This window comes from Pseudoalteromonas sp. 5Ae-yellow (assembly GCF_014077565.1).
Lineage (GTDB): Bacteria > Pseudomonadota > Gammaproteobacteria > Enterobacterales > Alteromonadaceae > Pseudoalteromonas.
This window is the reverse complement of sequence record NZ_JACGWD010000069.1, coordinates 1-24,283: the sequence shown is the minus strand read 5'-3', so window position 1 is coordinate 24,283 and position 24,283 is coordinate 1. Positions and strand designations below refer to the sequence as shown.

Genomic DNA, 24,283 nt, shown 5'->3' with positions numbered 1-24,283 from the left:
GCGAACATCATCACATTGAGATAATGCTTTTTCAACAGCTTGAACTTTAAATTCTTGTGTAAATCGACGTCTCATTTTATCTGCCTCTATTAAAAGTTAGAGGCGACAACTATCCTGACACAGGGGGTGAGTGTCAGAGTGTTGATGTTGGGAGGTTAGCAAGAGAAACGTTAAATAATACTAATAGAGGTTTTGGCGGCGGGCACAGTCATATGGCAGGCGGTATTATTTTACCTGAGTATATAAGCATGTTCACTGATAAAAATAACTATTTTAAACCATTCATTAAAAAAATTAGCGAATGGCGCGCTTAATTATAAGAGGAAACTATGGAAAAATTGTTTGAGTCAATGCTTTGGAATAGCCGAATTGTACTCGTTTTTGGCGTCATCTCATGTATGGTGACCGGTGTTGCTTTGATTAGCTTGGGTTTATATGAAGTTATTCACCTAGTTACGGCTTTATTTGACTATTTAATTACTCACTCAGGCAATGTGACCCGCGACAATATTATTCTCTTTGTAGTTGAAATTTTAGATACGTTTCTACTTTCAGCCGTTTTATTTATCTTCGCTTTTGGTTTATACGAGCTGTTTATTAGTCCAATAGAAAATTCACGGCAGCACACGTCAAAAGCTTATGAGATTAAAACAATAGATCAGTTAAAAGCTAAGCTTGGTAAAGTTGTTATCATGTTATTGGTGATTAAGGTATTTGCTTACCTTGTGGAAATTAAACCTCAATCTATGGCTGAACTACTATACTTAGCCATTATAGTTTTATTAGTAGCGATAAGTTTATGGCTTGGTCATGCCGATATTAAGCGATCTAATTAAGTTGTATTAAACGTTTACTATAAATGTTTTGTACTTTAAGGTGTAAATTTTATCTTATTATTTAAAACATAAAACAACCTTTTAAATTTTTGGTGTTAAATTTACGATCGTGTTCGACTTTTGAATAATCAAGTTAAATTACGTCTGTTTGAGGCTGAGAGTTCAACTGAAGAATGCAACGCTATCCTTATCATTAGTTAAAGGAGCGTTTGCATGAAACAGAGAAAGCGTATTTATAATAATGCAGAACAAAGAAGGTTAATTTGGGATCGACATTAGCATGGTGATAGTGCGGATGATATAGGAAGATTATTTGGACGATACGATTCATCTATATTAGGTATTATCCATAAAACAGGCGGCGTATGGCCGCTTGCGCTGAAACGCTCACAAGCAACACGAACTCTTGCACAACGAGAAAGCATTTCACGAGGGTCGGCAGCAAGTAAGTCACTTCGAGAAATAGCGAGATATCTGCGGTGTTATAAAACAATTGAACTGCATAAGATTTCTGGAGTAAGGATGTAATGCCAATAAAAAGGATATAAAATTAAAAGAGTTGTGTAATTTATTGGCTATGGTTCGGAGCTCAAGCTTTAAGCACATAAGAAAATACATTAGGCAAAGTCCGTTTATGGGACTCTCCAACCACTCGACAACATAAAATGTTGATAATAATTGGAAGGTATTTTACTGTGTCGGATGGCGCTTCGCTTATCCGACCTACGCTAGCACAAAGCGGACTATCCCTAAGTCCACTCATTTAACTCCCAGCTATAAAACCATTACTCAATACTAATACCTTGTTTTAAAAAGTAATCTTCAATTTCATCAGTATGGGGCTTAAATGCTTTCCAACGGCCAATTGCTTTATTATTAAGTGGTTGGCGTACTTGCACCTTGCTTGCGGTAGAAACCGGTGCGGTGTTTAAGTGAAAATCTATACACTGCTCTTGCCACTCTAAGTTACAAAAGCTGACTAACTCTTTTATTTTCTGCTCGGGCTGTGCAACTAATTCTTCGTATTTTACTAATTTTATATTGCTGTGTTGCATGCTGAAGTGCTGCATTAGTTTGTAAAAACGGCTATAAAATTTTACAGTGTCGAGTAGGTCGAGCGAGTACGCGTAGTAGGGGTTATTAATGGTAAATAATTGGCGATAGTTACCAATGGAGGTATCCATTGGGTCGCGCAGCATACAAATAATTTTAGCGTTTGGCAGTGCTTTGGTTATTAAGTCGATATAAAAAAAGTTAAACGGGAGTTTATCAATAAAGTGTTTATGGCTGCCTGTTATTACGCGTGTTGCGTTTAAATAGGTTGACCCAAGCTGATTAAAATCAAGCTCGTAGGCTTTACTGAGCGTTTGAGTGTCGAGCACGTGAGGTGTTTGTGTTTGGCTTAGCTTTTTAACGCTTAGGCCAAAGTCTTGTAATTCACCGGCTGATTGCACGTCGCTGTGGCTCGATAAAATACGCTCAACTAATGTGGTGCCAGAGCGGGGCATGCCTAATACAAAGTAAGCGCGCATTTAAGCAGTGCGCTTAGCTATAATCGAAGTCTAGCTGCGCATTCCACGGCATTAGGTCGGTAAAATCATCATCACCCTCATCTCGATTCGGCAACGTTTTAAATAAATGCACAAAGTAGTAATAAGGATTGATGTCATTGGCACGACACGTCATCACAATACTATAGAGTGTGGCGCTTGCTTGGGCACCATTAATTGACTTTGAGAATAGCCAGTTTTTCCTACCCGTGGTAAACGGCCGAATATCTCGCTCAGTAATATTATTATCAATCCCTAGTTCGCCATCTTCACTATATCGCATTAATTTCGGCCATTGATTAAGCGTGTATTTTATCGCTTTGCCAATATAACTCCCCGCCGTTACTTTACCTTCGGCTTCATCAAGCCACGCTTTAAAGTGCATTAATATGGGTAAGGCTTTTTCTTGTCGTAACTGATACCGCGCTTGAGGGGATAACTGTTTGTTTTTAGCCTGGGTTTCCAGTTTATATAATTGGCTGATAAAGCTGATGGCTTTATGCGCTCGACCTTTGTTTTTCGACTCTGCTTTTAAGGCATCGTTATATTTGCGTCTAGCGTGTGCCCAACAACCAACAGGGGTAATGCCTTCAATACCGTCATAAACACGGTAACCGTCGCACTGTAAATAGCCTTGATAACCGGCAAGAAATTCTTTTGCGCAAGCGCGACTTCGACCTGCTTGGTAATCGTAAATCACGACAGGCTAATGGCTAACCTCATTGCTGCGATAAACCCACATGTAGGAATTGCTGCTAGGATTGTCACCTTCATCTAAGACTTGTGTACGGGTTTCATCGGCACATAAACTGTGCTCATTAAGCAAGTGACGTTGCATGGCTGCCACTAAGGGGCTGATTAGCAGGCCCGCTTTAATACACCAATTAGCTAATGTTCCGCGCGATAGTTCAAGGCCGCCACGGCCCAGTATGTCAACGAAACGATAAAGCGGTAAGGCATCGCAGTATTTGCCCGTAACAACCGCCGATAACGCTTCTGGACTCGCAATGCTGCCAGGAATAGGCTGCTTGGGTTTAGGCGCGGTGATTATTTTACTGGCCAATTGTTCATGCTCGCAATGTCTGCAAGCATATTTAAATTGTTTGTGCTTAATGACACTGACTTTCGCCGGAATAATCTTCACTTGCTCGCTGTCTTCACTACCACATTGATGTAGTTGTTCACCGCAACACTGACACGTTAACTCGGTTAAGGTGTGCTCAACCTCTTCTCGTTCAAAGTGCTCAGCCAGTATTTGTTTACCTTTCTTATGGTGTTTAGGCGGCTCAGTCGTTTTATGCTGCTCCGCTTCATTGAAGGTGCCCCGTGGGGCTTTTTCACTTTTTTTACCGTATTTTTGGGATTTACTTAACTTAAGCTCAGCAAGCAAGTGGTCAATCCGCGATTGCATTTCAACCTTATCTTCTTGCAGTGAAATTTTATCTTTTTCTAAGCCATCAAGCTTAGCCTGCATAAGTGCAAGCTGATTTTGTAGTTCGGTGATGAGAATAGTGTCTGGCATTTTAATAGCATGACACATGGGAAAGATCGTTCAAGTAAAAAAAACGATCTGGTTAATTTACATCACTGATAACCCTGATAAAGTTGAGTGGCGGGTTTTATTATTTACCGGTAAGCCAGATAATAACCATTGTAACTGCCGTTGTTCAATCCCCATGGCTACGTGTGCTTGAGCATGATTTGGCCATTGAAATCGTCCTTGCTCTAAGCGACGATAATAAAGCCAAAAACCATTGGTATCCCAAAACAAAATTTTTAATTTATCGCGTTGTTTATTACAAAAAACGAACCACGCTTGGCTTAAAGGATCGAGAGATAGGGTATCGCTGACAATAATACTTAACCCATTGATTGATTTTCGCATGTCGGTGAATCCCGTGACCAAGTAAACTTGGTGGGTGCAAGGTGTCACAGTACGCTCAATAATTTGGCGAGTGCTTGGTGCGCTAATGTCGACTCGAAGTCTATTTGATAGCCGTTTGGTGTGGTGAGTTTAATGATTGAAGGGTGTGTAAAGGCTTGCTCATGAATAACAAACGGGATCACCTGTTGCTTTTTAACCCTTATCGTTTCGTCAGAAAGGCGTTTACGCCAAACATAGAAAGTCGATGCGTTAATGTTGTTATCACGACAAAATTGAATGGTGGCTAAACCACTCGATTTTTGCTGCTCAAAAATGCCTTGCCAGTGTTTTATTTTTTGCTGTTTATTCATAATTACCTCAGGTTAATATGCTGAGTAAATTATGCATAGGTGCCATTAATATTGGTATGTGGGTTTAATTGCGCGCTTACAATACAAAAATAGGTTCGGCCGTTGGGTTACCTTGTGTTAGCGCTTGTGTGTGTTGTTCACTTAAGAGTTTAATATGTTCAAACAACTCAGTTGAGCTTTTATGATCAAATGGCTGCACAGTACGTTTTGCTACTTTACCTTGCTCTAACGCGTTAAAAGCCTCTGAAAATTCACCAAGGTCTTGATACTCTTTTGCTAAAGCATGGCCTATATGCAGTTTTGCATCGGGGTGTGTTACTTGCTCAAATACATTTTTTAAGCGCTCAATATGGTTATTTTGCTTACTTACTTTAGTTAAATCACTTAATGCAAAATGACTTTGGTGGTGCAGCGGGTTAAGCGCTATGGCATTTTCAAAAGCGTGTTGGGCTTTATCAAATAGTCCTAAAAATTTAGCGCTTACGCCGTAGTTATAATAAAACGGTGGTTGAGCTTTGTTAGCTGCTGTAGCCAGTTTAATAGCGCACTCAAAGTAGTTAAGTGCGTGTTCGTGAATGCCTGCTTGAGTAAGTGCAACGCCGAGTGTGTCGGCATCAAGTGCTTTAGTTATTTGCTTTAATGGCACCGATAGTGCGGTATTTTTTGCTTTTTGTAATTCGCCAGTAAGTGCGTAACATTTAGCAAGTTGCGCGGTGTATTCAATACTTTGGCCAAGGGTAAGGGCTTTTTCGATGAGCTTTATTGCTTTGTGTATTTGCCCAACAGTTAAATTAACCATTGCCAGCAAAAAATACCCATCAGCAAAGTCTGGTTTGAGTGTCACTAACTCCACTAGGGCTTTGTGTGCTTGCTCTATTTTACCTTGGTTTAGGGAGTGTATTGCGCTTTGATGAAGTTGCTTTAAATTTGGCTGCATGGTTTTTGGTAATTATTTTGTAAAAGAAAATAAAAAGGCTCAAATAAATTTGAGCCTTAAAACAGTGTTTAAAAAGTGAGACTGTTTAAAAGTCGCTTAAATTATATTTCAAATTTGTAGTTAAATTTAACACCTACCGTTAGCGGGCGATTAATGTAATGGCCGTAGTTACGTTGTATATCGGCGCCATTAGCTGATGTTATATCGGCATCTGAACGACGAACTGACGTAACTGCGTATTTGTTGAATAGGTTATCAACATATAGGGTAGTTGACCATGCATCAGCTGTTAATTTAGCTGATATATTACTTAAGCTGTAACCTGGTAGTGTTTCGCCGTTATCACGAAGCCCAACTCTTGAAAGCACGTCGCTTTGCGCGGTTAAACCGTAGTTAATATCGAGTGTTTTGTCGTAAAATACGTCTGTTTGATAGTTTACACCCATCGAAAATTGGTTTTCAGGTGAACCAGGTAAACGGTCGCCGTCTTCTGCGCCACCGGTGCCATCGGCGTTAAACAAAAATGGTGCGTCTGATGTTAGCTCTGCTTTTGTGTAGGCATAAGTTGCATAAACTGAAAACGAGTCAGATAAAATCGCACGGGTTGAAATTTCAATCCCTTTTGCATTTGCGCTGCCTGCGTTTGAAAGGTACGTTAATTGACCTATATCTGTAGCGCCCGTAATTTGTGCATCATCCCAATCGATGTTAAATAACGCGGCGTTAAAGTGTAGTTGGCTTCTAAACCATGTACTTTTAAAGCCTAACTCGTAGTTTGTTGTGGTGTCGGCTTCAAATAATAATTCGTCAGGTTGACCACAACCTGTTTGTTGATCCTCAGAAATAGGTTCCTCACATGACACTAAACCGTTTGAACCGCCAATTCTAAAGCCTTCACTTACTGTTACATAGCCCATTACTGAATCAGTAAACTGGTATTTTGCATTAAATTTAAATAAGTTACCGTTATCGCCAGCGTCATCTTTTTCATATGCAACTGTGATGTCGTCAGGACCCGCACCACCGTACAATGTATTGGCTAGTGGGAAGTCAAAAGCTGCTTGCGACTCTACATCGTATTCGTAAAAACGGGCACCAATGGTAATATCTAATTTGTCGGTTACTTGGTAGCCAACTTCACCAAATAGTGCAGACTCAGTGACTTTACTTTTTGTAAGCTCTAAGTATTCTAATGAGTCTGGTCTTAGCTGCTCGCCACCAAAGTTATCGATAGCGAATTGGTCAAACCCAGGCGTAAACTCTCTGCTTGATGCTTCGGTTTCTGTTTTGTTGTAAAAGCCACCCACAATCCAGTTAAAGTCGCTGTCGCTTTGCGACACTAAACGAATTTCTTGAGTGAAGGTATCTTCTTCATCTATTTCACGGGTAAACGTTGAAAATGAAGGAAACTCTTCATAACCGTAATCAAGGCGAATTAGTAAATCTGTTTGGTCGCGTTGGCCGTCGGCATCAAAGCTCGAAATACCAGTTGCCGATACTAGCTCAGCAAAACCTAAATCGGCTTTTAGTTCAAGGCTTAATAATTGGTCTTTTTTCTCGCGAGGCTCTTCAAAGCGATAAGCTGATTAGTATTTACCTATTACGTCGCTTAAACCGTTGTTTGCATTAAGGCTGTTGTAATGAACAATCGAGCGGCCTTCGCTGTCTTGGTTTTGGTAAAAGTAGTTAAGCGTACCTTCAAACGATTCATTTGGTTTAAAGCGTACGGAAATACGACCTGTTGTGGTGGTTTCGCCGTTGGCGTCTTTTACATTTTTAAGGTTGTTATTAACTGCTGAGCTATCGCTCCAATCTGGATCTGGCAACGATACGCCAGGTTCACGTACTACATAGCCGTAATCGATAAAACCCGGATCTTCATATACATTTAAGCTGGCGCGTACCGCTAATTTATCTTCGATAATAGGAAGGTTAAATATAAAACCGCCTTCGCCACCTAGAGAGTCACTTTCTTTTGTTTGAAACAGGTCGCCGTAAACTTCAAGCGATGTAAAATCAAGCTCAGGCTGTTTAAGCATGTAGCGAATTGCACCGCCTAATGTGCCTGCACCATAAAGGGTGCCTTGTGGCCCAATTAATACTTCAACACGCTCAATATCTACAAGGCGCATATCTACCGAAACCGGAATTTCGTTAATGTAAGTAGATACCGTGCCGCCATCTGATGATGGACCAGATGAATTGGTATTTAAACCACGAACAATAATAGGCGAGCCTGATCGACCACCTTGATCGGTAATTGTTAAACCAGGTACCCAGCGCGCTACATCGGCAAGCTCATTGATATTTTGATCTTTCATAATATCTGCATCAAGGGCTGTAATATTTAGCGGTGCATTTTGCACAGAGCCGCTGCGCCTTGTTGCTGTAACTTCGATTACTTCGAGTGATTTGTTTTTAGCTGCAACTTCTTCTTGAGCAAGTGCGGCATTAGGCAATAAAAATACGCTAGAAACAGCGCTCGAAATAGCCAAGGTTAACAAGCTTGGTTTAAACATAAAAAGTGATCCCCGGTTCAAATGTTTTACATTAGTAAATTAAGTTAAGCAGTTTATCAGGGAGTGAAGTAGCTTGGAATATTTAAATTGAATTTTAATTCACTTTTATAGAATAAATATATTTTGTTTGTGGGGGGGTTATTTAGTTAATAGGCAATATAAGCAATAGCTTAGTCCTATTAGGTACAGCTAGGTTAAAAATCGCACTCTTGTTTAAAGGTAAATAGTCATTCATTTTTTAAAAATGGCTTTATGATGTGCTCGTTAAACAAATTATTACATTAAAATTGATAGTTTATAATGTTATTAATTATGCTTTTATCAGCACTATTAAAGTATATTTTTATCCCCATTAAGAGTGTTAAGTCGGAATTATAAGTAACTGTGTAAGTTATTGAGTGAGCGTGTTTGATTGCCGCTTCGTATTCTTTTTTTTGTTTTGTCAGCACTTTTTTGTGCGTGTTTTTTAAGGATTAACAATGAGCCAACTATTTTCGCCTTTATCACTTGGGCAAGTAACGTTAGATAACCGTATTATTATTGCACCCATGTGCCAGTATTCAGCAAACAATGGCGCTGCTAGCGATTGGCATACTATTCATTTGGGCCAATTGAGTTTAAGTGGTGCAGGATTACTTATTTTAGAAGCAACAGCAGTAAACCCAGAAGGGCGTATTAGCTATGGCGATTTAGGGCTTTGGAATAACGAAACCCAGCAAGCCCTAGACAAAAGCCTAAAAGCAGTAAGGCAATACAGCCCTATGCCTATTGGTATTCAGTTAGCGCATGCTGGGCGCAAAGCATCAACTGAAAAACCATGGGACGGTGGCGATGCCATTGCACCTGATGATGTTAATGGCTGGCAAACGCTCGCCCCTTCGGCAATTGCGTATGACGCTAACAGCCCAGTACCAAAAGCAATGAGCCAATCCGATATTGACTCACTAATTAAAGACTTTGTCAGTGCAGCTAAACGCGCTGATGAACTCGGCCTTGATTTAATCGAGCTACATGGTGCGCACGGTTACCTGTTACACCAGTTTTTGTCGCCACTTTCAAACAAGCGCGATGACAACTACGGTGGTAGCCTAGAAAACAGAATGCGCTTATTGCTTGAGGTATTTAAAGCAGTACGCGCGGTATTACCAAGTGAAAAAGCAGTGGGTGTGCGTATCTCGGCAACCGATTGGGTTGAAGGCGGCTGGGATTTAGAGCAATCGATAGTGCTTAGTAAAGCGCTTGATGAACTCGGCTGTGATTTTATTCATGTAAGTACGGCGGGTTTAAGCCCTGAGCAACAAATACCAGTAAAACCTAATTTTCAGGTGCCATTTGCAACAGCGATAAAAAACGTTGTTAAAATGCCTGTAATAGCCGTTGGTTTAATCACTGAGGCGCAACAAGCCGAAGATATTATTAGTGAGCAGCAAGCCGATGGCGTAGCACTTGCGCGTGGTATTTTATATAACCCGCATTGGCCGTGGCATGTTGCTGCAGAGCTTGGTGCTACAGTGACTGCACCTAAACAGTATTTACGCTCAAGCCCACATGGGCAGCCATCCCCAATTAAGTAAAGTTTAGTTTTTTGTAAAAACCCAATCAGCGTTTGCTGGTTGGGTTTTATTATTTTTGTAAAGTAGGATACACATGACCCAAACAGGCGTTTCACCACAACCACTTAGCAATACACTCGTCACTATTATTGCTTTGTGCTGCGGCCTTATTGTTGCCAATATTTACTACGCTCAACCTATCATTGAGTTACTAGCACCAGAGGTGGGGTTAAGCTCGCATAGTGCCAGCCTTATCGTATCGCTTACACAAATAGGTTATGCCTTAGGTTTGTTTTTTTTAGTGCCTTTAGCTGACTTAATAGAAAACAAACGCTTAATGCTTATAACGCTCGCTGTGTCGTTTTTAAGTTTAGTGGGTACGGCATTGGCTGATTCACCTAATGTAATGCTTATTTTATGTTTGATGATAGGTATAAGCTCGGTGTCTGTTCAGGTTCTTATTCCGCTTGCTGCGCATTTATCGTCGGATGAAAAACGCGGACAGGTGCTTGGTAATATTATGGCAGGTTTGCTGTTAGGTATTTTGCTTGCAAGGCCAATATCGAGCTTAATAGCCGATCACTTTGGTTGGCGTGCTGTATTTTACTTTGCAGCAGGGTGTATGGTGTTTATTGCAGGCGTAATTTATTTTGCTATTCCAAGCAGGCAACCTACCCATAAAACAACGTATTTTAAGTTATTAAAATCGCTTAAACAGTTAATGATTAGCCAACCAGTGCTGCGCCAACGTTCACTTTTTCAAGCATTAATGTTTGCATCGTTCAGTTTATTTTGGACGAGCGTACCGGTTGTGCTTGCCCGTGAGTATGGTTTATCGCAATCAGAAATAGCATTGTTTGCATTAGTGGGTGCGGCAGGTGCTGTAGCTGCCCCCATTGTTGGTCGCTTGGCAGATAAAGGCTATACACATCAGGTATCGTTACTGGCCAAAGTAATTGCAGCAGTGTGCTTTTTACCAAGCTTATTTGAGCTACCTTACGGCATTATAGTATTGGCATTAACCGGTGTGTTTATTGATTTTGCTGTGCAGGCCAATATGGTATTGGGTCAACGTGCAGTGTATGCACTAGAGCCGCAAAGCCGTGCGCGTTTAAACGCTATTTACATGACGAGTATATTTGTAGGTGGCGCAGTAGGCTCGCTTATTGCCAGCCCATTATATGAAGCGTGCGGGTGGACAGGTATTGCTCTGGTCGCGACGGGCATGCCGCTTATTTCGTTGATTGGCTATTTGGTTACAACTAAAAAGCAAAGTAAGGCTGTGAGTTAAAAAATTACTGGATACAACACAATAAAGTCACCATGTTGCGTGGTGACTTTATTTAGATTATTTAGGTTATTTGGTAGTTAACTAAGTAGTCTGTTTTTTTGCGTTTGAAAACGAGCTACCAACAGAGGCAATAATTACCAGTAATATTGCCAGCCACTGCCAAATAGACAATAGTTCGCCTAATATGAGTAATCCGGCTAATGCTGCAATTGCGGGCTCTAAACTCATCATAATACTAAAGCCTTGCGACGACATATTACGCAAAGTGATCATTTCTAGGGTATACGGCAGGGCGCTTGAGAGTACTGCAATAGCAATACCTAATGGAATAATATCCCAACTGAATGAAGAGGCTTGCAAAATTCCGCCATAGGGCACAAGTACAATGGCCGAAATAGTCATACCCATAGCCACAGTTGCACCACCAGAGCCTTGATTACCGGTTTTTTTACCAAAAAGAATATAACCTGCCCAACATGCACCAGCGGCAAGCGCCAATATAACGCCAACCGGATCTAGGCTTTCTTGGCCTTTCATATCAGGCAGTAGTAATAAAATACCCGCAATAGCACAGCCTACCCAAAATAGATCACGCTTACGGCGCGATGAAAATAATGCAACAGCAAGCGGGCCTGTAAATTCAAGCGCTACACCTATGCCTAGTGGAATGCGTTCAATGGCGTAATAAAACAAAATGTTCATGCCGCCTAAACTTAAACCATACACAATTATAGGAATACGATTACCAGAAGTAGGTAAGTGTTTCCAAGGTTTAAACACTAAGCAAAGTATAAAGGCAGAAAACCCAAGCCTAAGGGCAGTTGTACCTTCAGGACCAACAATAGGAAAAAGCTGTTTTGCAAATGACGCGCCTGTTTGTATGGTCATCATAGCAAGCAGAACACACACGATAGCCAGTAAATAACTTTTTGAAGATGCTTGCATTTTTATCCTTGAGTTGAGTAACTCTATCAATTAGTTATGTTATGCAGGGAGTATAAAAGCTAAACCCGCCGATATTAATGGCGGCATAGTATCTTTTTTTAAATTTATAGGTAAGTGTTTGCGACCAAAAATAACGCAATAAAAAGTATATTAAATAGGGAAGGTAAATAAAGTAAGAGGTAAAGTTAGCAAACAGGCGTTTGCTAACTTTAATCAGTTGGTTAAAAGGCCTTAGTGGGCACTTTTATTAACTAAGCCATCAAGCGAGTAGAGGCCTCGTTTTTCATCATTTTTGCGTTTAATTTCTTCAAGTGCACGCGATTCTACAGCGTCAAATAAAGCATTAATTAAGCGGTTAAAATGTTTGTGCATTGCACTGCGCGCTGCATTTGCATCATGCGACTTTAGGGCTGTATAAATAGCGGTGTGTTCGTCCATAACGCATTCGTTATTGTTTTTACACACACTGCCATAGTCAGCAACAATTTGTGGGTTTGTTAAACGTAAATCCCACAAGTTAGACACTGCAAATTCAAGTGCTTTATTACGCGTTGCTCTAGCTATAATTTCGTGAAACTCACGGTCGGCTTGCTCAACATACAGGCCTTTTTCCATAGCAATTAATGTTTTATTTAGTTGCTCTAGTTCTTCTTCTGTAATGCTTTGAGCAGCTAAAGCGGCAATTTCGCCTTCAATTAATGCGCGAGCTTGAGTGAGTTCAAATGCACTGATTTCTTTTGATTTTATAGATGCATTTTTTTGTTCTACTACGTAAACACCAGAGCCAGTTTTAACTTCAACTCGGCCACGTACTTCTAATGCGATAATAGCTTCTCTAATGGTAGGGCGACTTACATCAAACATTTCTGCAAGTTCACGTTCAGGTGGTAAACGACTCCCAGCAGAAAATTCGCCTTGATTTATTAAAGACTCAATTTTATCAACTATGCGCCAAAATAAGCGACGATTACCCATACTTTACCTTCATTACCTTAAGGAATAATGGCCTCTGGGGCCTATAAGTCAAAACCAACTGTTAATATCAGAGGTTACCTTAAAATTCACTATTATGTCAAAATTCTAACGCGATGTTAGGGTTAAAAACCACTATACACCAACGGTTGCATTCTTGTATCACCAATTTAGTTTAAAATAATGTAATTGGCCAGCTTGATTGGTAATGTTTTTATGTGTTAGGTTAGATTTAAGGTTATTGAGTAATAAATATTGGTAATAAACCGAGTTGGGTTGCCAGTGTTAAGTTTGTTGTAGAAGTATTTGATTGCCCATGGATGGGGATCGCTATTTTTAAATGTGTTTGTAAAGTGTGTAGTTGTACGATAGCTATTTAAGCTTTCTTCTGGGCGTTAACTGTCGTTGGTTAACGCCCATATTTTATTTAATTAGTCGTTAGGGTAGACAACCCCAAGCTGTTTGCGCGCTTCATCAAGAACGCTCATTACGTTACTGGCTAAAATGTGCGTATTAACAGGTGACTCAAGGATATTTTGCTTCACTAATGACATGAAATGCTCAACTTCGTATTTCATAAAGTGCTCATCAAACGGCTGGGATATAATCTCTACATCACCATTATTAGCAATAAATTCCACTTTTTTAAGTTGCGATACGGCTTCTATACGTATGCGCCCAAGCTCGCCTTGTATTTCGGTTATGTTGTCGCCTTGCGATATTTTGGAGTAACTAATAACGGCTTGTTTATCTGCATAGTTTAGTAATACATCGCCCGCACCATCTACACCAGTATCGAGCAATACGCCACTGGCACTCACGCTTTTTGGTGCCCCCCAAAGTGCAATTAATAAATACAGCGGGTAAATCCCTAAATCAACTAAAGCACCATTTGCAAACTCGGGTAAAAATGTGTTTGGGCGTTCTCCATTTTTATACTTATCGTAACGCGATGAGTATTGACTGTACTGGCCAATATATTTACGTGGTGTGCCAATTTTTACCATTGCCTGTTGTAGCTGTTCATAGTTAGGCAAGTGAGTGGTCATCATGGCTTCCATGTAAAGGCGCTGATGCTTTTTTGCTGTAGCTATAATGCTTGCAAGCTCTTTAGAATTGGCAGCTGATGGTTTTTCGCCAAGGACATGTTTACCCGCTTCTAGACACATAACGGCATATTGTTTGTGTAAGCTATTAGGGGCGGCTATGTAGACAGCATCGACATTTTGATCTTGGCAAACTTGCTCGATTGAGGTGAAAATTTTTGCTTGTGCATTTTGTGGGTGTTTGGCTAAAAATGCTTCGCCGCTAGATACTGCGCGCGAGCACACCCCATATGAATTAAAATCGTTTAACGTATTTGCAGCGGCTAACAATGTGTCGCTAATAAAATTGGTGCCAACAATAACAAAGTTCATGCTCACTCCTTAGAAAATATAAGAGCGATAATTGTATCATTTTAAATTTTGGCGTGTTTGTTTTAAAGGTTAAGTTTTTAATGTGTTTAGGCTTTAATTAACGTCGTTTTTTAGCTGAGGGTTTATGCAATATAAATAGCGATTAATGAGCTGGTTTTATGTATTGTGGTGTAAATAAAAAGTAAACGGCAAGTTGTATGAGCACAGAGTATGATTACATCATAATTGGTGCAGGCAGTGGCGGCTGTGTTATGGCATCGCGTTTGTCTGAGGATAAAAATGTAAATGTTTGTTTAATTGAAGCTGGCGGCAGCGATAAAAGTGCATTTGTGCAAATGCCAGCTGGCATAGCAGCGAGTGTGCCTTATGGCATAAATAGCTGGCATTACAATACGGTGCCACAAAAAGCGCTTAATAACCGCTGTGGTTTTGTGCCGCGCGGCAAAGTATTGGGTGGGTCAAGCTCTACCAATGCAATGGTTTATATTCGCGGTAACAAATACGATTACAATAATTGGGCACAGCTTGGTAATGAAGGCTGGGATTTTGAGAGTTTACTCCCGTACTTTATTAAAGCTGAGAACAATAAAGCGTTTATAAATAATGAGCTGCACGGAACAAAAGGCCCGCTACATGTACAAGAGCTAAGTAATCCAAGCAATGTAAACCAATATTTTCTAAATGCCTGTGCTGAGCAGAGCGTTAATTTAAGCGACGATATAAATGGCAAAGAGCAAAGCGGCGCGCGTTTATCGCAGGTAACTCAGCACAATGGCGAGCGTTGTAGTGCAGCAAAAGCATATTTAACACCGCATTTAAACCGCCCGAATTTAACGGTATTAACCCATAGCCACGTTAATAAAATAAATATAGCTAATAAGATAACGCAAGGCGTGCAAATAGGGCGTAATAAGGAGGTTATTAATTTACGTGCTAAACAAGAGGTAATACTTAGTGCTGGCGCTATTAATTCGCCGCAAATATTAATGCTTTCGGGTATTGGCCCAAAAGAGCAGTTAAGTGCACATAACATTAAGGTTCAGCACGTACTTGAAGGTGTTGGCGCTAATTTACAAGATCACTTAACGGTAGTGCCACTTTATAAATCAAAAACAAGTAAAGGCACATTTGGTATAAGCCCGCTTGGCATTGCCAGCATTTTAAAAGGATGCGTTAACTGGTTTAGTAAACGAGAAGGGCGATTAACCAGTAATTTTGCAGAGTCGCACGCGTTTATTAAATTATTTGAAGGCTCGCCAGCGCCCGATGTGCAGCTAGAATTTGTAATTGGGCTGGTGGACGATCATAGTCGTAAATTACACACTGGGCATGGTTACAGTATACACAGCAGTATTATGCGCCCCAAAAGCCGAGGTACTATTACATTAGCCGATAACAACCCGCGTAGTGCACCGCTTATAGACCCTAATTATTTAAGCCACCCAGATGATTTAACTGTAATGCTTGCAGGCCTTAAAAAAACACTCGCTATTATGCAAAGCAACGCTTTTGATAACATACGCGGTAAAATGCTCTACCCGCTTGATATAAATAATGATGAGCAGCTAATTGAGTTTATACGCCAAACTGCAGATACCGAGTATCACCCAGTAGGGACATGTAAAATGGGGCAAGACTCAATGGCAGTGGTAGATACTAATTTACGAGTACACGGGGTGAGTAACTTACGCGTAGTTGATGCGTCGATTATGCCTACTATTATTACCGGCAACACAAATGCGCCGGTAATTGCGATTGCTGAAAAAGCGGCTGATTTAATTAAACACGAAAACGTATAATTGAATTAACAATAGCAGGGCTATTAATTAGCGATAAAACTCATTTAGCCATTGTTGCCAATCGCTTTCAAGATGTAGCATTTGCTGATGCTTTTTAGCGTTTAGATGCTTGGCTTCGTCCTCGCTTGCCACATAAGGCCCAACGCGGCATAGGGGGCAATGGTTAGATGTTAAGTATGCAGGCTTTGTAAGGCGTGAGCTTAATTCGCTAGTATGTTTATCGAGACTTTTTGGGCTGAAAACGTAAGTTATGCCGCTTGTGTCTTTAACGTGTTTATCGCGGTCAACATTACGAATTTTATAACCTTCAAAATGGCTAATATCAAATGGGATTTGGCCTAAATAATCTGCGGTTAAACCGTTATTTAAACTCCCTTCTATATTCCACTCACGATAAGGTTTTACATCCTTTGAGGTGATGTAACAAAGCATTGGCCCATTTTTATCAAGCGCGTATTCGTTAGCGTATTTAATAAATTGGTGCAGTAAAGCGCGGTTTAATACGTTCATACTGGTTTGGCGCGTGTTGTTTTCAAATGCTTCACGGCCAACAAATGCAGGTATAAGCGGAAACTGAAAAATAACCACATCAAAGCTGTGCTGGTTTTCACTTAGAGCTTGCCAACATGCAGGGTTTGTTACATCAAAACTATTAAGTACCTCAACGTTATGCGCTTTTAAGTTGCTAAGTGCATTGTGCTGGTACTTTTGCTCAATAGTAGTTTGGTCATCGTAAGTGGATGCAACCAAAACTTTTGGCGATAGATGGGTGTAAATAGCGTTCGAAAACGATAAATCGCCATCGCCTACGGTGAGTATTCGCCATTGAGGATTTAAATACATATTTTATTTAGTGTTTATGTGTGTAGCAGTATTATTTATATTGCTATTTGTTTGTGAGTCTTTTGCTAGTAAACGATGAAACGCAAGTCTGGTTTTTAATCCTTCGATTGCGATTTGTTTAATAATAAGATTAAAGGTAATTAAAATAGCAAAGGCAATATGAATAGGGCCGTGAGTGAACCCTGCATCTGTATCGTACAGTGTTAAACCGAATAGCAAAAATAAGACGACTAATAATATTTCGAGTAATTGACTTGAATAAAAGCTTAAACGACCTTCGCTTTTATGATCTTTTTTAATGCGAATAGCACAAAAAAATGGGATCACTTTGATTTTAAATGCAGCGTTTTTTTCTACGTAGTTTTCGCCAAGTTCGTCGAGTTGTTGGCGTAGTTGGTCAATCATGGTGTGTCCTCAAATAGCAGTGCGCGGATATTACCTTATTACCACGCAATATTTAAGTTTACAGCTGCTATTTAGGGTAAATACTCATACCAATAGTCAGAATGTGACAAACAAACACAACAGAGGTAAGTACAAAGCGCATTTTTTGATAATCTTTATGATAGGTTTGCCATTGTGGCGTGGCTTTTTCAAATATAAGTACTAACCAAAAACTAGCACCTAGCCAAGCCAGTGCCCACTCTACAGGTAAAAATGATACAAATGGAACTGGGATAACAGGTAATACCGCTTTAATTGCATTGCTATAGCTTTGCTCTCCGGCGCGCCATAAGTTACCCGCCATAAATGCTAAAATGGCGATACTGTAAAAAGTAAAAAACTCTAAGTTAAGGCTATTACTGCCAAACATGAGTGGCCAACCTACACACCCTAAAAACGGGATTAAGCCTAGATAACCTAGCTGTATATGGTTAACAAATTTTTCCATTACGGTGCGCCTTATATTTAATGACTTATTTGAAGCGGGGCTATTGTAGCAGTATTGCGATTAGCGGTCTTAATAATTCGCCAGCGTTTACAATTCAACTGATGTTTACGATAACAATGATTATATAGTTCAACCCAAAAAACCGATTGTTTTAATCTAAACAATCAATTTTATTTAATTTCCTATTGGCCTTATTGTACTACTCAAGCCAACGCAGAAGGTCGTTCAAAACGAAAGCGTTGATTACTTTTAAAATACATAAACACAGATGAGGAAATACCATGAGCACTTCATTAATTAATACAAAATTACAACCATTCAATGCAACCGCTTACCACAACGGTGACTTTGTAGAATTGTCTGAAAAAGATGTTCTAGGTAAATGGTCAATCTTCTTCTTTTACCCAGCAGACTTTACATTTGTATGTCCTACCGAATTAGGTGACCTTGCAGATTACTATGCACAACTTCAAGAAATGGGCGTAGAAGTTTACTCAGTATCTACCGACACTCATTTTACTCATAAAGCATGGCACGACACGTCAGACACTATCGGTAAAATTACTTACCCAATGATTGGCGACCCAACAGGGCGTATTACACGTAGCTTTGGTGTAATGATTGAAGAAGAAGGTTTAGCACTTCGCGGTACATTTGTAATGAACCCAGAAGGCGAAATTAAAGTAATCGAAACTCACGATTTAGGAATTGGCCGAAGCGCTAAAGAACTAGTTCGTAAAGTACAAGCTGCACAATACATTGCAACTCACGATGGTGAAGTTTGCCCTGCATCTTGGCAGCCAGGTGAAGACACACTTGCACCTTCACTAGACCTAGTCGGTAAAATCTAAGTATAGATTTATTCCTACTATAAGGGCAGGTAACTGCCCTTAAATCAACGAACATCCGTTTGTTGGTGCCTCCTATATCAATATACTTGTTTAAGCACATGCATTATTTGGCATGGGAGGCTTGCTGTTTAAATTTTCCTAAAAGGGTTAAGCCATGTTAGATAACAACATAAAAAATCAATTAAAAAGCCATTTTGAATCGCTTACTCAACCTGTTGAGCTGCTTATTGCCTTGGATGACAGCAAAAAATCAGCAGAAGTAGAAAGCTTAGCGAACGATTTAGCCTCACTGAGCGATAAATTTACGGTAATGAACAACCCAGATACAAGCGCGCGTCGCCCGTCAATGGTTGTACATTCACCTATTAAAAATACCCATATTACGTTTGCAGGCGTACCTATGGGCCACGAATTCACAAGTTTAGTGCTAGCACTTTTACATACTGGCGGACACGCAAGTAAAGCTAAAAGCGAAGACATTGAACAAATACAATCGCTTACTCAAGAACTTAACTTTGAAGTATATATAAGTTTAAGTTGCCAAACGTGTCCGCAAGTAGTGCAAGCACTTAACACTATGGCAGCGACAAACAGTAATATTAAAGCCACCATGATTGACGGTGCATTATTTCAAGATGAAGTAGAAGAGCGAAATATTTTAGCTGTACCGGCTGTGTATTTAAATGGCGAACCATTTAGCCAAGGTGCACTAAGCCTTACCGATATACTCAATAAAGTAGATAGCAAAGGGGCACAGCGCCAAGCTGAATCGCTAAGTAAAAAAGATAAATTTGATGTACTTGTAATTGGTGGCGGGCCTGCGGGCGCATCGGCTGCGATTTACTCAGCACGAAAAGGGTTAAATACAGGTATTGTTGCCGACAGATTTGGTGGACAAGTTGCAGATACATTAGCAATAGAAAACTTTATTTCGATTAAGGCGACTGAAGGGCCAAAATTGGTTGCCCAGCTTGAAGAACACGTTAAAGAATACGATGTAGATGTAATGCATAATCAGCGGGCAGCGGCACTTGGTTATAACAATGGCTACGAAATTACACTTGAAAATGGCGCAGTACTCAAAGCTAAGTCGCTCGTACTTGCCACTGGTGCACGCTGGCGCGAAATGAACGTACCAGGGGAGCAAGAATATCGCGGCCATGGTGTGGCATATTGCCCACATTGTGATGGCCCTTTATTTAAAGGTAAACCTGTTGCCGTAATTGGCGGTGGTAATTCGGGTATAGAAGCGGCAATTGATTTAGCTAATATTGTGCAAAGCGTTACGGTACTTGAATTTGCAGACACACTACGTGCTGATGAAGTGCTTATTCGTAAAGCTAAAAGCATGGCTAATATTACCATTATCAAAAGTGCACAAACTACCGAAGTACTTGGCGATGGTAAAAAAGTAACTGGCTTAATGTACACAGATAGAGTGTCGGGAGAGAGCAAAGAGCTTGAACTTGCCGGTATATTTGTACAAATAGGCTTAATACCAAATACCGAGTGGTTAAAAGACAGCGACCTTGAATTAAGTAAATTTGGTGAAATACTGATTGATGCTAAAGGCGCAACTTCATTACCAGGCATTTACGGCGCGGGGGATGCAACCAATACTCCGTTTAAACAAATTATTATTGCAATGGGCAGCGGTGCAACAGCAAGTTTAGGTGCATTTGATTATTTAATTCGTCACTCTGAAGAAGCTGATCAAAGTGCTGCTTAACATTATTTAATAAAAAATTTAGTAAAAACTCTCTTGATATAACAGCAAGGCTACACCCATAGCTGTTTGTTAACCCAAGCCGCCCTTCTCCAAAGGCGGCTTTTTTATGTTATTGAAATCTTAGTGAGGTATTCGCTCTTCAAGCCAAACTCTGAGCTTCTCTGGATCTTTAATAAAAGGTATCCTCACCCAGCTTCCATAAGCATATAAGTGGATTGTGGAGTAGCCACAAATACGGCCTAAAATTGTTGTGACTTGCTCTACATTTTCAACGCTTTTGAAACCTAGTTTGTCTTCTCTTCTTGTTAGTATTCCACTAAATACGGTTATAGAGTTGTCTTTAGTAAGAACTTCTATAAAAACTGCTTCCAATATTTTATGAGAATCTTTCAGGACATAAATTGCAGGTAAAACGACTAAGCTTAGTAGGACATCATTTTTGAACTGCTCACCTATTAATTCTTGCCCTATGAATGAGAAAATTAGATAGACGAATCCTAGGCCAAGGATTCTAGTAGCAATTTCTCCTAATGCCTCGATCGAACGCCAGAACTTAGCAATTTTAATTGTTGGCAAAATATTCCCATAACACAAAGTTTTTAATAGGCCTTTATGATTTATTAATCACAGCCACCAGAATCGCCGCCGCTACAATTTGTATGAGAATGCGATGAGTTACTGCTAGAGGAAACTGATGAGTCACTGCCAGTATAAGCTGATGATCCACGTGATGACTTAGCACTGATAAATGTAACTAACAGCAATACGCCTGATACGATAACTATTGTTATTGATGAGCTCCATTGCCCAGTGGAAACGCCTTTAAATACTGCAACAATAAGTACTGTTAGTAATATAGTTCTAATTATGTTTTTAATTTTATATCCTTATTTAACCAATCAGTTAGCTATAAAGGTTAGCTAACTTTAGCTGTATGCTCAAGCGCGTTAATAACCGCTTTTTCAAGTATGGGTAGTTTAAACGGTTTTGATATAAACATATCCATACCGGCTTGTTTGCAGGCAAGTTTGTCTTGTGATGAAGTATTAGCAGTTATAGCCACTATGTAGGTTTCTTCATGCGAGCAGATGTTTTCTGATCTAAGCTGCTTTGTTGCCTCAAATCCATCGAGTATGGGCATTATGCAGTCCATAAAAATAAGGTCATAATGCTTTTGGCGACATTTTAATACAGCATCTTGGCCATCAACTGCAGAGTCGGCTTTTATATTAAGTTTGCCTAAAGAAGCATGAAGTACCAACCTATTAATGTCGTTATCATCGACTACAAGCACTGATAGTTCACTGCCGTTGATATCTAACGTTGATTTAAGGCTTTCTTGTTTTTGTTCTGTCCCTTTCTCAATAGGAATATTTACTAAAAACGTAGTGCCTTTATTAGGTGTACTTTTTACCTTTATTTTTCCGCCCATATATTCAACAAGCTCTTTTACTATTGCAAGGCCAAGGCCTGTTCCACCTTTTGAATTCTTAGCATCTACTTCTTGAGAAAAAGGAGAAAATAGTGATTCTAAAAAGCCTTTACTCATTCCTCGGCCGGTATCAGACACTTCAATATTTAAAATTAGCTTATTTTTTATTTTAGAAAGGTTTGTGTTTAGTGTAACTGAACCATTCTCAGTAAATTTCAGCGCATTGCTTAGTAAGTTAGAGGTTATTTGGCTAAGGCGTGTGTTGTCGCTAAACGCCCAGCAGTTGTCATCAATTGTATTATTTACTTGTAGCGTTACATGCGTGTTTTTAAATAGAGGTGTATACAAAGAAGTTAAATCGGTAAAAATTGTTTTTAGTAAAAAGTCAGTAGGTTCAAGCTTTAGCTCACCATGATTAATTTTAGAAAAATCGAGAACTTCGTTAATTATACTGAGTAAAATATCGGCGCTTCTAAGTGCGATTTTAATTTTTTCGGCACGCACTTCTTCACTATGCTCGTCGACTAATGTTGTAAGCATACCTGTAATACCATTGAGTGGGGTTCTTAATTCGTGGCTGATTTTAGCAAATAGCATGCTTCTGTCTTCAAGTAGGCGCTCTGCTTGAGCTTGCTTTTGTTTAAGCTCTTCTCGTAGCATTACTGATTCGGTTACATCTTGGCAGGTGCCAAATAACCGCACGCATCGGCCTTCATCAAATTCGGCCTCACCAAAGGTAGCCACCCATAAGTGTTTATTTTTAGCGGTTACTACTTCTAGTTCTAAATTCCATTTTTTGCCTTTTTCTATGGCTAATTCTACCGCGCGAGTAATGCCTTCACGACTTGGGCCTTCTTTATAAAACTCGATTGCAGAATTCATTTGCGGTTGAAATTGTTCATCCACCTCATGTATGAGGTATGTTTGCTCGCTCCAGGTAATTTTATCGGAGATTAGATCAACTTCCCACGTGCCTATATTTGCAATGTGCTCTAACTTTAATAAAGTATTACTATTTTTTATGAGTTGTTCTTTAGCTTGGGTGCGAGCAAATTCCGATCCAAGCCATTGTGCAAATAATTCGATGTAGTCATAAGCATCATCGTTAAAAGCGAGGGAGTCTTTTGCGGATGAAAAGTTAACGGTGCCAAATATTTTATCACCAATTTTTATTGGCGCGCCAATATAAGACTCTAACTGAAAGTTTATATAACAGGGGTGGTTTGCAATTGCACTTTGAGATGCTTTATGAAAGGCAAGTGCAGAGCCAGCAGCGAGCGTATGTACGCAATAGGTGCCTTGTAATTCAAACACGGTACCGGGTAAAAGTGAGTTGTCAGGGGTTTTGGCATATAAAACGGTGTAGCTGTTTTTATCTACTTTACTAATAATACCTAGCTCAAGGTCAAATACTTCTAACCCAAACACTAAGAGCTTATTAATTTTATTTTCAAAATCAAGAGATTGATTAGAAACTATATCGTGAAAACATCGTAAAAAATTCAAAAGAAAACACCCCGTAAGCTTTTGTTCAATTTATATAATACATAGGCCAATAAGGGCATTGGTATTAATTTAAAATCCAGTTTAACAGTTTTAATTACTAATAACTAAAATTGATACGTATTAAATTTTATAACCTTATGTTTTTATGAACTAAGTTAGTGGTTTATTAATAGTAGTAGGGCCTGTTGACCTTTCAGGATTAAAAATTGTCCCTAGGCAGAACCCAAAGGGCAACGCATGTTTGGCATTTATGCTGCGTTATCGCCTATTTATGGGGAATAACCACACTAAATAGGCTCTGCCTTGCCTAAATACCAAACACTCTGCTGCAAATTTAACCTCGAAAGATAAACAGGCCCTTGTATATAGCGCAGCATGCCGCCGAGCATATAATACTCAGCGGTATACTTTTAATACGTTGAATTTGGGGTATATTGCGGGTTGATATCGCCGCCTACTTCCTCTGGGTCAACATCGTTAATAAGCAGTGTTTCACGTACAGCCTCAATGTGATCAAGTACGCTTTGGTAGCGCTCGCCATATTCATACTTTGTCACTTCAATCGCTTTAGGCATGTAAGTAAAAGCTATTTTTAGGGCGTGGAGTGCTTCTTCGTTTATTTTTTCGCTCATAATATTCTCTTATGTGTAGGCTATAGTTAACCTGAGTTCTGGATAATAAATCTATCTCAAGCAGCTATTTTTAGCGCTAACTGCGTTGAATTTCCTTGCAATAGACCAGCTATTGACGCGTAAATTCGCCTTGTTTTCACCAAAAATTTCTAGCTAGAGAGAAACAGACTTAAATATCGTTATTATTTATAGTGTTTTTAAATCTCTTAACCAGAATTCATATATGGTCTCCTCCAGTATTGCAAGGTGTCATTCAACGATAGCAGGGACAGGTTTGCTGTCATATATACGGTCTTTTAGTGAAGATTATTACTTCTGACCTTGATGTAATCCGCGCATATTG

17 protein-coding genes and 4 pseudogenes are annotated in these 24,283 nt (G+C 39.7%); 6 read left to right on the top strand and 15 right to left on the bottom strand.

All coding sequences use genetic code 11. From position 1 onward, the window contains the following. Nucleotides 1-329 precede the first annotated feature (329 nt). Nucleotides 330-836, top strand: a complete 507-nt coding sequence (locus H4J63_RS16175; RefSeq protein ID WP_182197507.1) for a YqhA family protein — start codon at nt 330-332, stop codon at nt 834-836. A gap of 785 nt (nt 837-1,621) precedes the next feature. Here H4J63_RS16175 and H4J63_RS16170 read toward each other — a convergent pair. The 6 genes and pseudogenes from H4J63_RS16170 to H4J63_RS16145 form a co-directional block, all read right to left on the bottom strand. Continuing rightward, nucleotides 1,622-2,356: pseudogene (locus tag H4J63_RS16170) on the bottom strand (sulfotransferase family protein); the annotation flags it as partial. Nucleotides 2,357-2,381: 25 nt separating this feature from the next. Next, nucleotides 2,382-3,908 (bottom strand): annotated as a pseudogene (gene tnpC / locus H4J63_RS16165) (IS66 family transposase). A gap of 57 nt (nt 3,909-3,965) precedes the next feature. Continuing rightward, nucleotides 3,966-4,319, bottom strand: a complete 354-nt coding sequence (gene tnpB, locus H4J63_RS16160) for an IS66 family insertion sequence element accessory protein TnpB (RefSeq protein WP_024605589.1) — start codon at nt 4,317-4,319, stop codon at nt 3,966-3,968. Beyond that, entirely contained in the window at nt 4,316-4,621 is a 306-nt protein-coding gene (gene tnpA / locus H4J63_RS16155) for an IS66 family insertion sequence element accessory protein TnpA (protein WP_182197506.1), read from the bottom strand. Before tnpA ends, tnpB begins: the two co-directional genes overlap by 4 nt. Nucleotides 4,622-4,700: 79 nt before the next feature. After that, nucleotides 4,701-5,558 (bottom strand): annotated as a pseudogene (locus tag H4J63_RS16150) (tetratricopeptide repeat protein); the annotation flags it as partial. Nucleotides 5,559-5,659: 101 nt separating this feature from the next. After that, a pseudogene (locus tag H4J63_RS16145) lies at nt 5,660-8,077 on the bottom strand (TonB-dependent receptor). Nucleotides 8,078-8,556: 479 nt separating this feature from the next. On the opposite strand from H4J63_RS16145, the gene H4J63_RS16140 reads away from it, so the two are divergent. After that, nucleotides 8,557-9,651: an NADH:flavin oxidoreductase/NADH oxidase gene (locus H4J63_RS16140; RefSeq protein WP_182197504.1), complete on the top strand. Its 1,095-nt coding sequence runs from the start codon at nt 8,557-8,559 to the stop codon at nt 9,649-9,651. A 73-nt stretch (nt 9,652-9,724) separates the two neighbouring features. After that, a complete protein-coding gene (locus tag H4J63_RS16135) occupies nt 9,725-10,921 on the top strand; it encodes an MFS transporter (RefSeq protein WP_024605662.1) in 1,197 nt (398 codons plus the stop codon). A gap of 81 nt (nt 10,922-11,002) precedes the next feature. Here H4J63_RS16135 and H4J63_RS16130 read toward each other — a convergent pair whose 3' ends face one another. The 3 genes from H4J63_RS16130 to H4J63_RS16120 all read right to left on the bottom strand — a co-directional run bounded on the left by H4J63_RS16130 (nt 11,003) and on the right by H4J63_RS16120 (nt 14,256). Then, a complete protein-coding gene (locus H4J63_RS16130) occupies nt 11,003-11,866 on the bottom strand; it encodes a DMT family transporter (protein ID WP_182197502.1) in 864 nt (287 codons plus the stop codon). A 231-nt stretch (nt 11,867-12,097) separates the two neighbouring features. Further along, on the bottom strand, nt 12,098-12,841 hold the full coding sequence (locus H4J63_RS16125; RefSeq protein ID WP_002960591.1) for a FadR/GntR family transcriptional regulator: 744 nt from the start codon (nt 12,839-12,841) through the stop codon (nt 12,098-12,100). A gap of 428 nt (nt 12,842-13,269) precedes the next feature. Further along, nucleotides 13,270-14,256: a Gfo/Idh/MocA family protein gene (locus H4J63_RS16120; protein ID WP_182197500.1), complete on the bottom strand. Its 987-nt coding sequence runs from the start codon at nt 14,254-14,256 to the stop codon at nt 13,270-13,272. Between the two features lie 197 nt (nt 14,257-14,453). Between H4J63_RS16120 and H4J63_RS16115 the strand changes: the two genes are divergently transcribed. After that, nucleotides 14,454-16,055, top strand: coding sequence for a GMC family oxidoreductase (locus tag H4J63_RS16115; protein WP_165723379.1), 1,602 nt, complete (start codon nt 14,454-14,456; stop codon nt 16,053-16,055). Between the two features lie 27 nt (nt 16,056-16,082). Here the strand turns inward: H4J63_RS16115 and H4J63_RS16110 are convergent, their stop codons facing one another. The 3 genes from H4J63_RS16110 to H4J63_RS16100 all read right to left on the bottom strand — a co-directional run bounded on the left by H4J63_RS16110 (nt 16,083) and on the right by H4J63_RS16100 (nt 17,790). Continuing rightward, nucleotides 16,083-16,898: a class I SAM-dependent methyltransferase gene (locus H4J63_RS16110; protein WP_165723378.1), complete on the bottom strand. Its 816-nt coding sequence runs from the start codon at nt 16,896-16,898 to the stop codon at nt 16,083-16,085. Nucleotides 16,899-16,901: 3 nt separating this feature from the next. Then, nucleotides 16,902-17,303, bottom strand: coding sequence for a hypothetical protein (locus H4J63_RS16105; RefSeq protein ID WP_165723377.1), 402 nt, complete (start codon nt 17,301-17,303; stop codon nt 16,902-16,904). 67 nt (nt 17,304-17,370) lie between these two features. After that, complete coding sequence (locus H4J63_RS16100) at nt 17,371-17,790, bottom strand: DUF3429 domain-containing protein (protein WP_149593146.1); 420 nt, start codon at nt 17,788-17,790, stop codon at nt 17,371-17,373. Between the two features lie 281 nt (nt 17,791-18,071). On the opposite strand from H4J63_RS16100, the gene ahpC reads away from it, so the two are divergent. Next, nucleotides 18,072-18,641 carry an alkyl hydroperoxide reductase subunit C gene (gene ahpC, locus H4J63_RS16095; RefSeq protein WP_002960601.1) on the top strand — a complete coding sequence of 190 codons (570 nt, stop codon included), beginning with the start codon at nt 18,072-18,074 and terminating at the stop codon, nt 18,639-18,641. A 154-nt stretch (nt 18,642-18,795) separates the two neighbouring features. After that, the gene (gene ahpF / locus H4J63_RS16090) at nt 18,796-20,370 is read left to right on the top strand and encodes an alkyl hydroperoxide reductase subunit F (protein WP_024593080.1); all 1,575 of its coding nucleotides are present in this window, start codon (nt 18,796-18,798) and stop codon (nt 20,368-20,370) included. Between the two features lie 120 nt (nt 20,371-20,490). On the opposite strand, the gene H4J63_RS16085 is transcribed toward ahpF, so the two are convergent. From H4J63_RS16085 to H4J63_RS16075, 3 genes are all read right to left on the bottom strand, one after another. After that, nucleotides 20,491-20,946 (bottom strand): PH domain-containing protein, encoded by a 456-nt coding sequence (locus tag H4J63_RS16085; RefSeq protein WP_024593081.1) that lies wholly within the window; start codon nt 20,944-20,946, stop codon nt 20,491-20,493. Between the two features lie 340 nt (nt 20,947-21,286). Continuing rightward, nucleotides 21,287-23,308 carry an ATP-binding protein gene (locus H4J63_RS16080; protein WP_024605668.1) on the bottom strand — a complete coding sequence of 674 codons (2,022 nt, stop codon included), beginning with the start codon at nt 23,306-23,308 and terminating at the stop codon, nt 21,287-21,289. A gap of 410 nt (nt 23,309-23,718) precedes the next feature. Beyond that, the gene (locus tag H4J63_RS16075) at nt 23,719-23,940 is read right to left on the bottom strand and encodes a hypothetical protein (RefSeq protein ID WP_007581825.1); all 222 of its coding nucleotides are present in this window, start codon (nt 23,938-23,940) and stop codon (nt 23,719-23,721) included. Nucleotides 23,941-24,283: the final 343 nt, after the last annotated feature.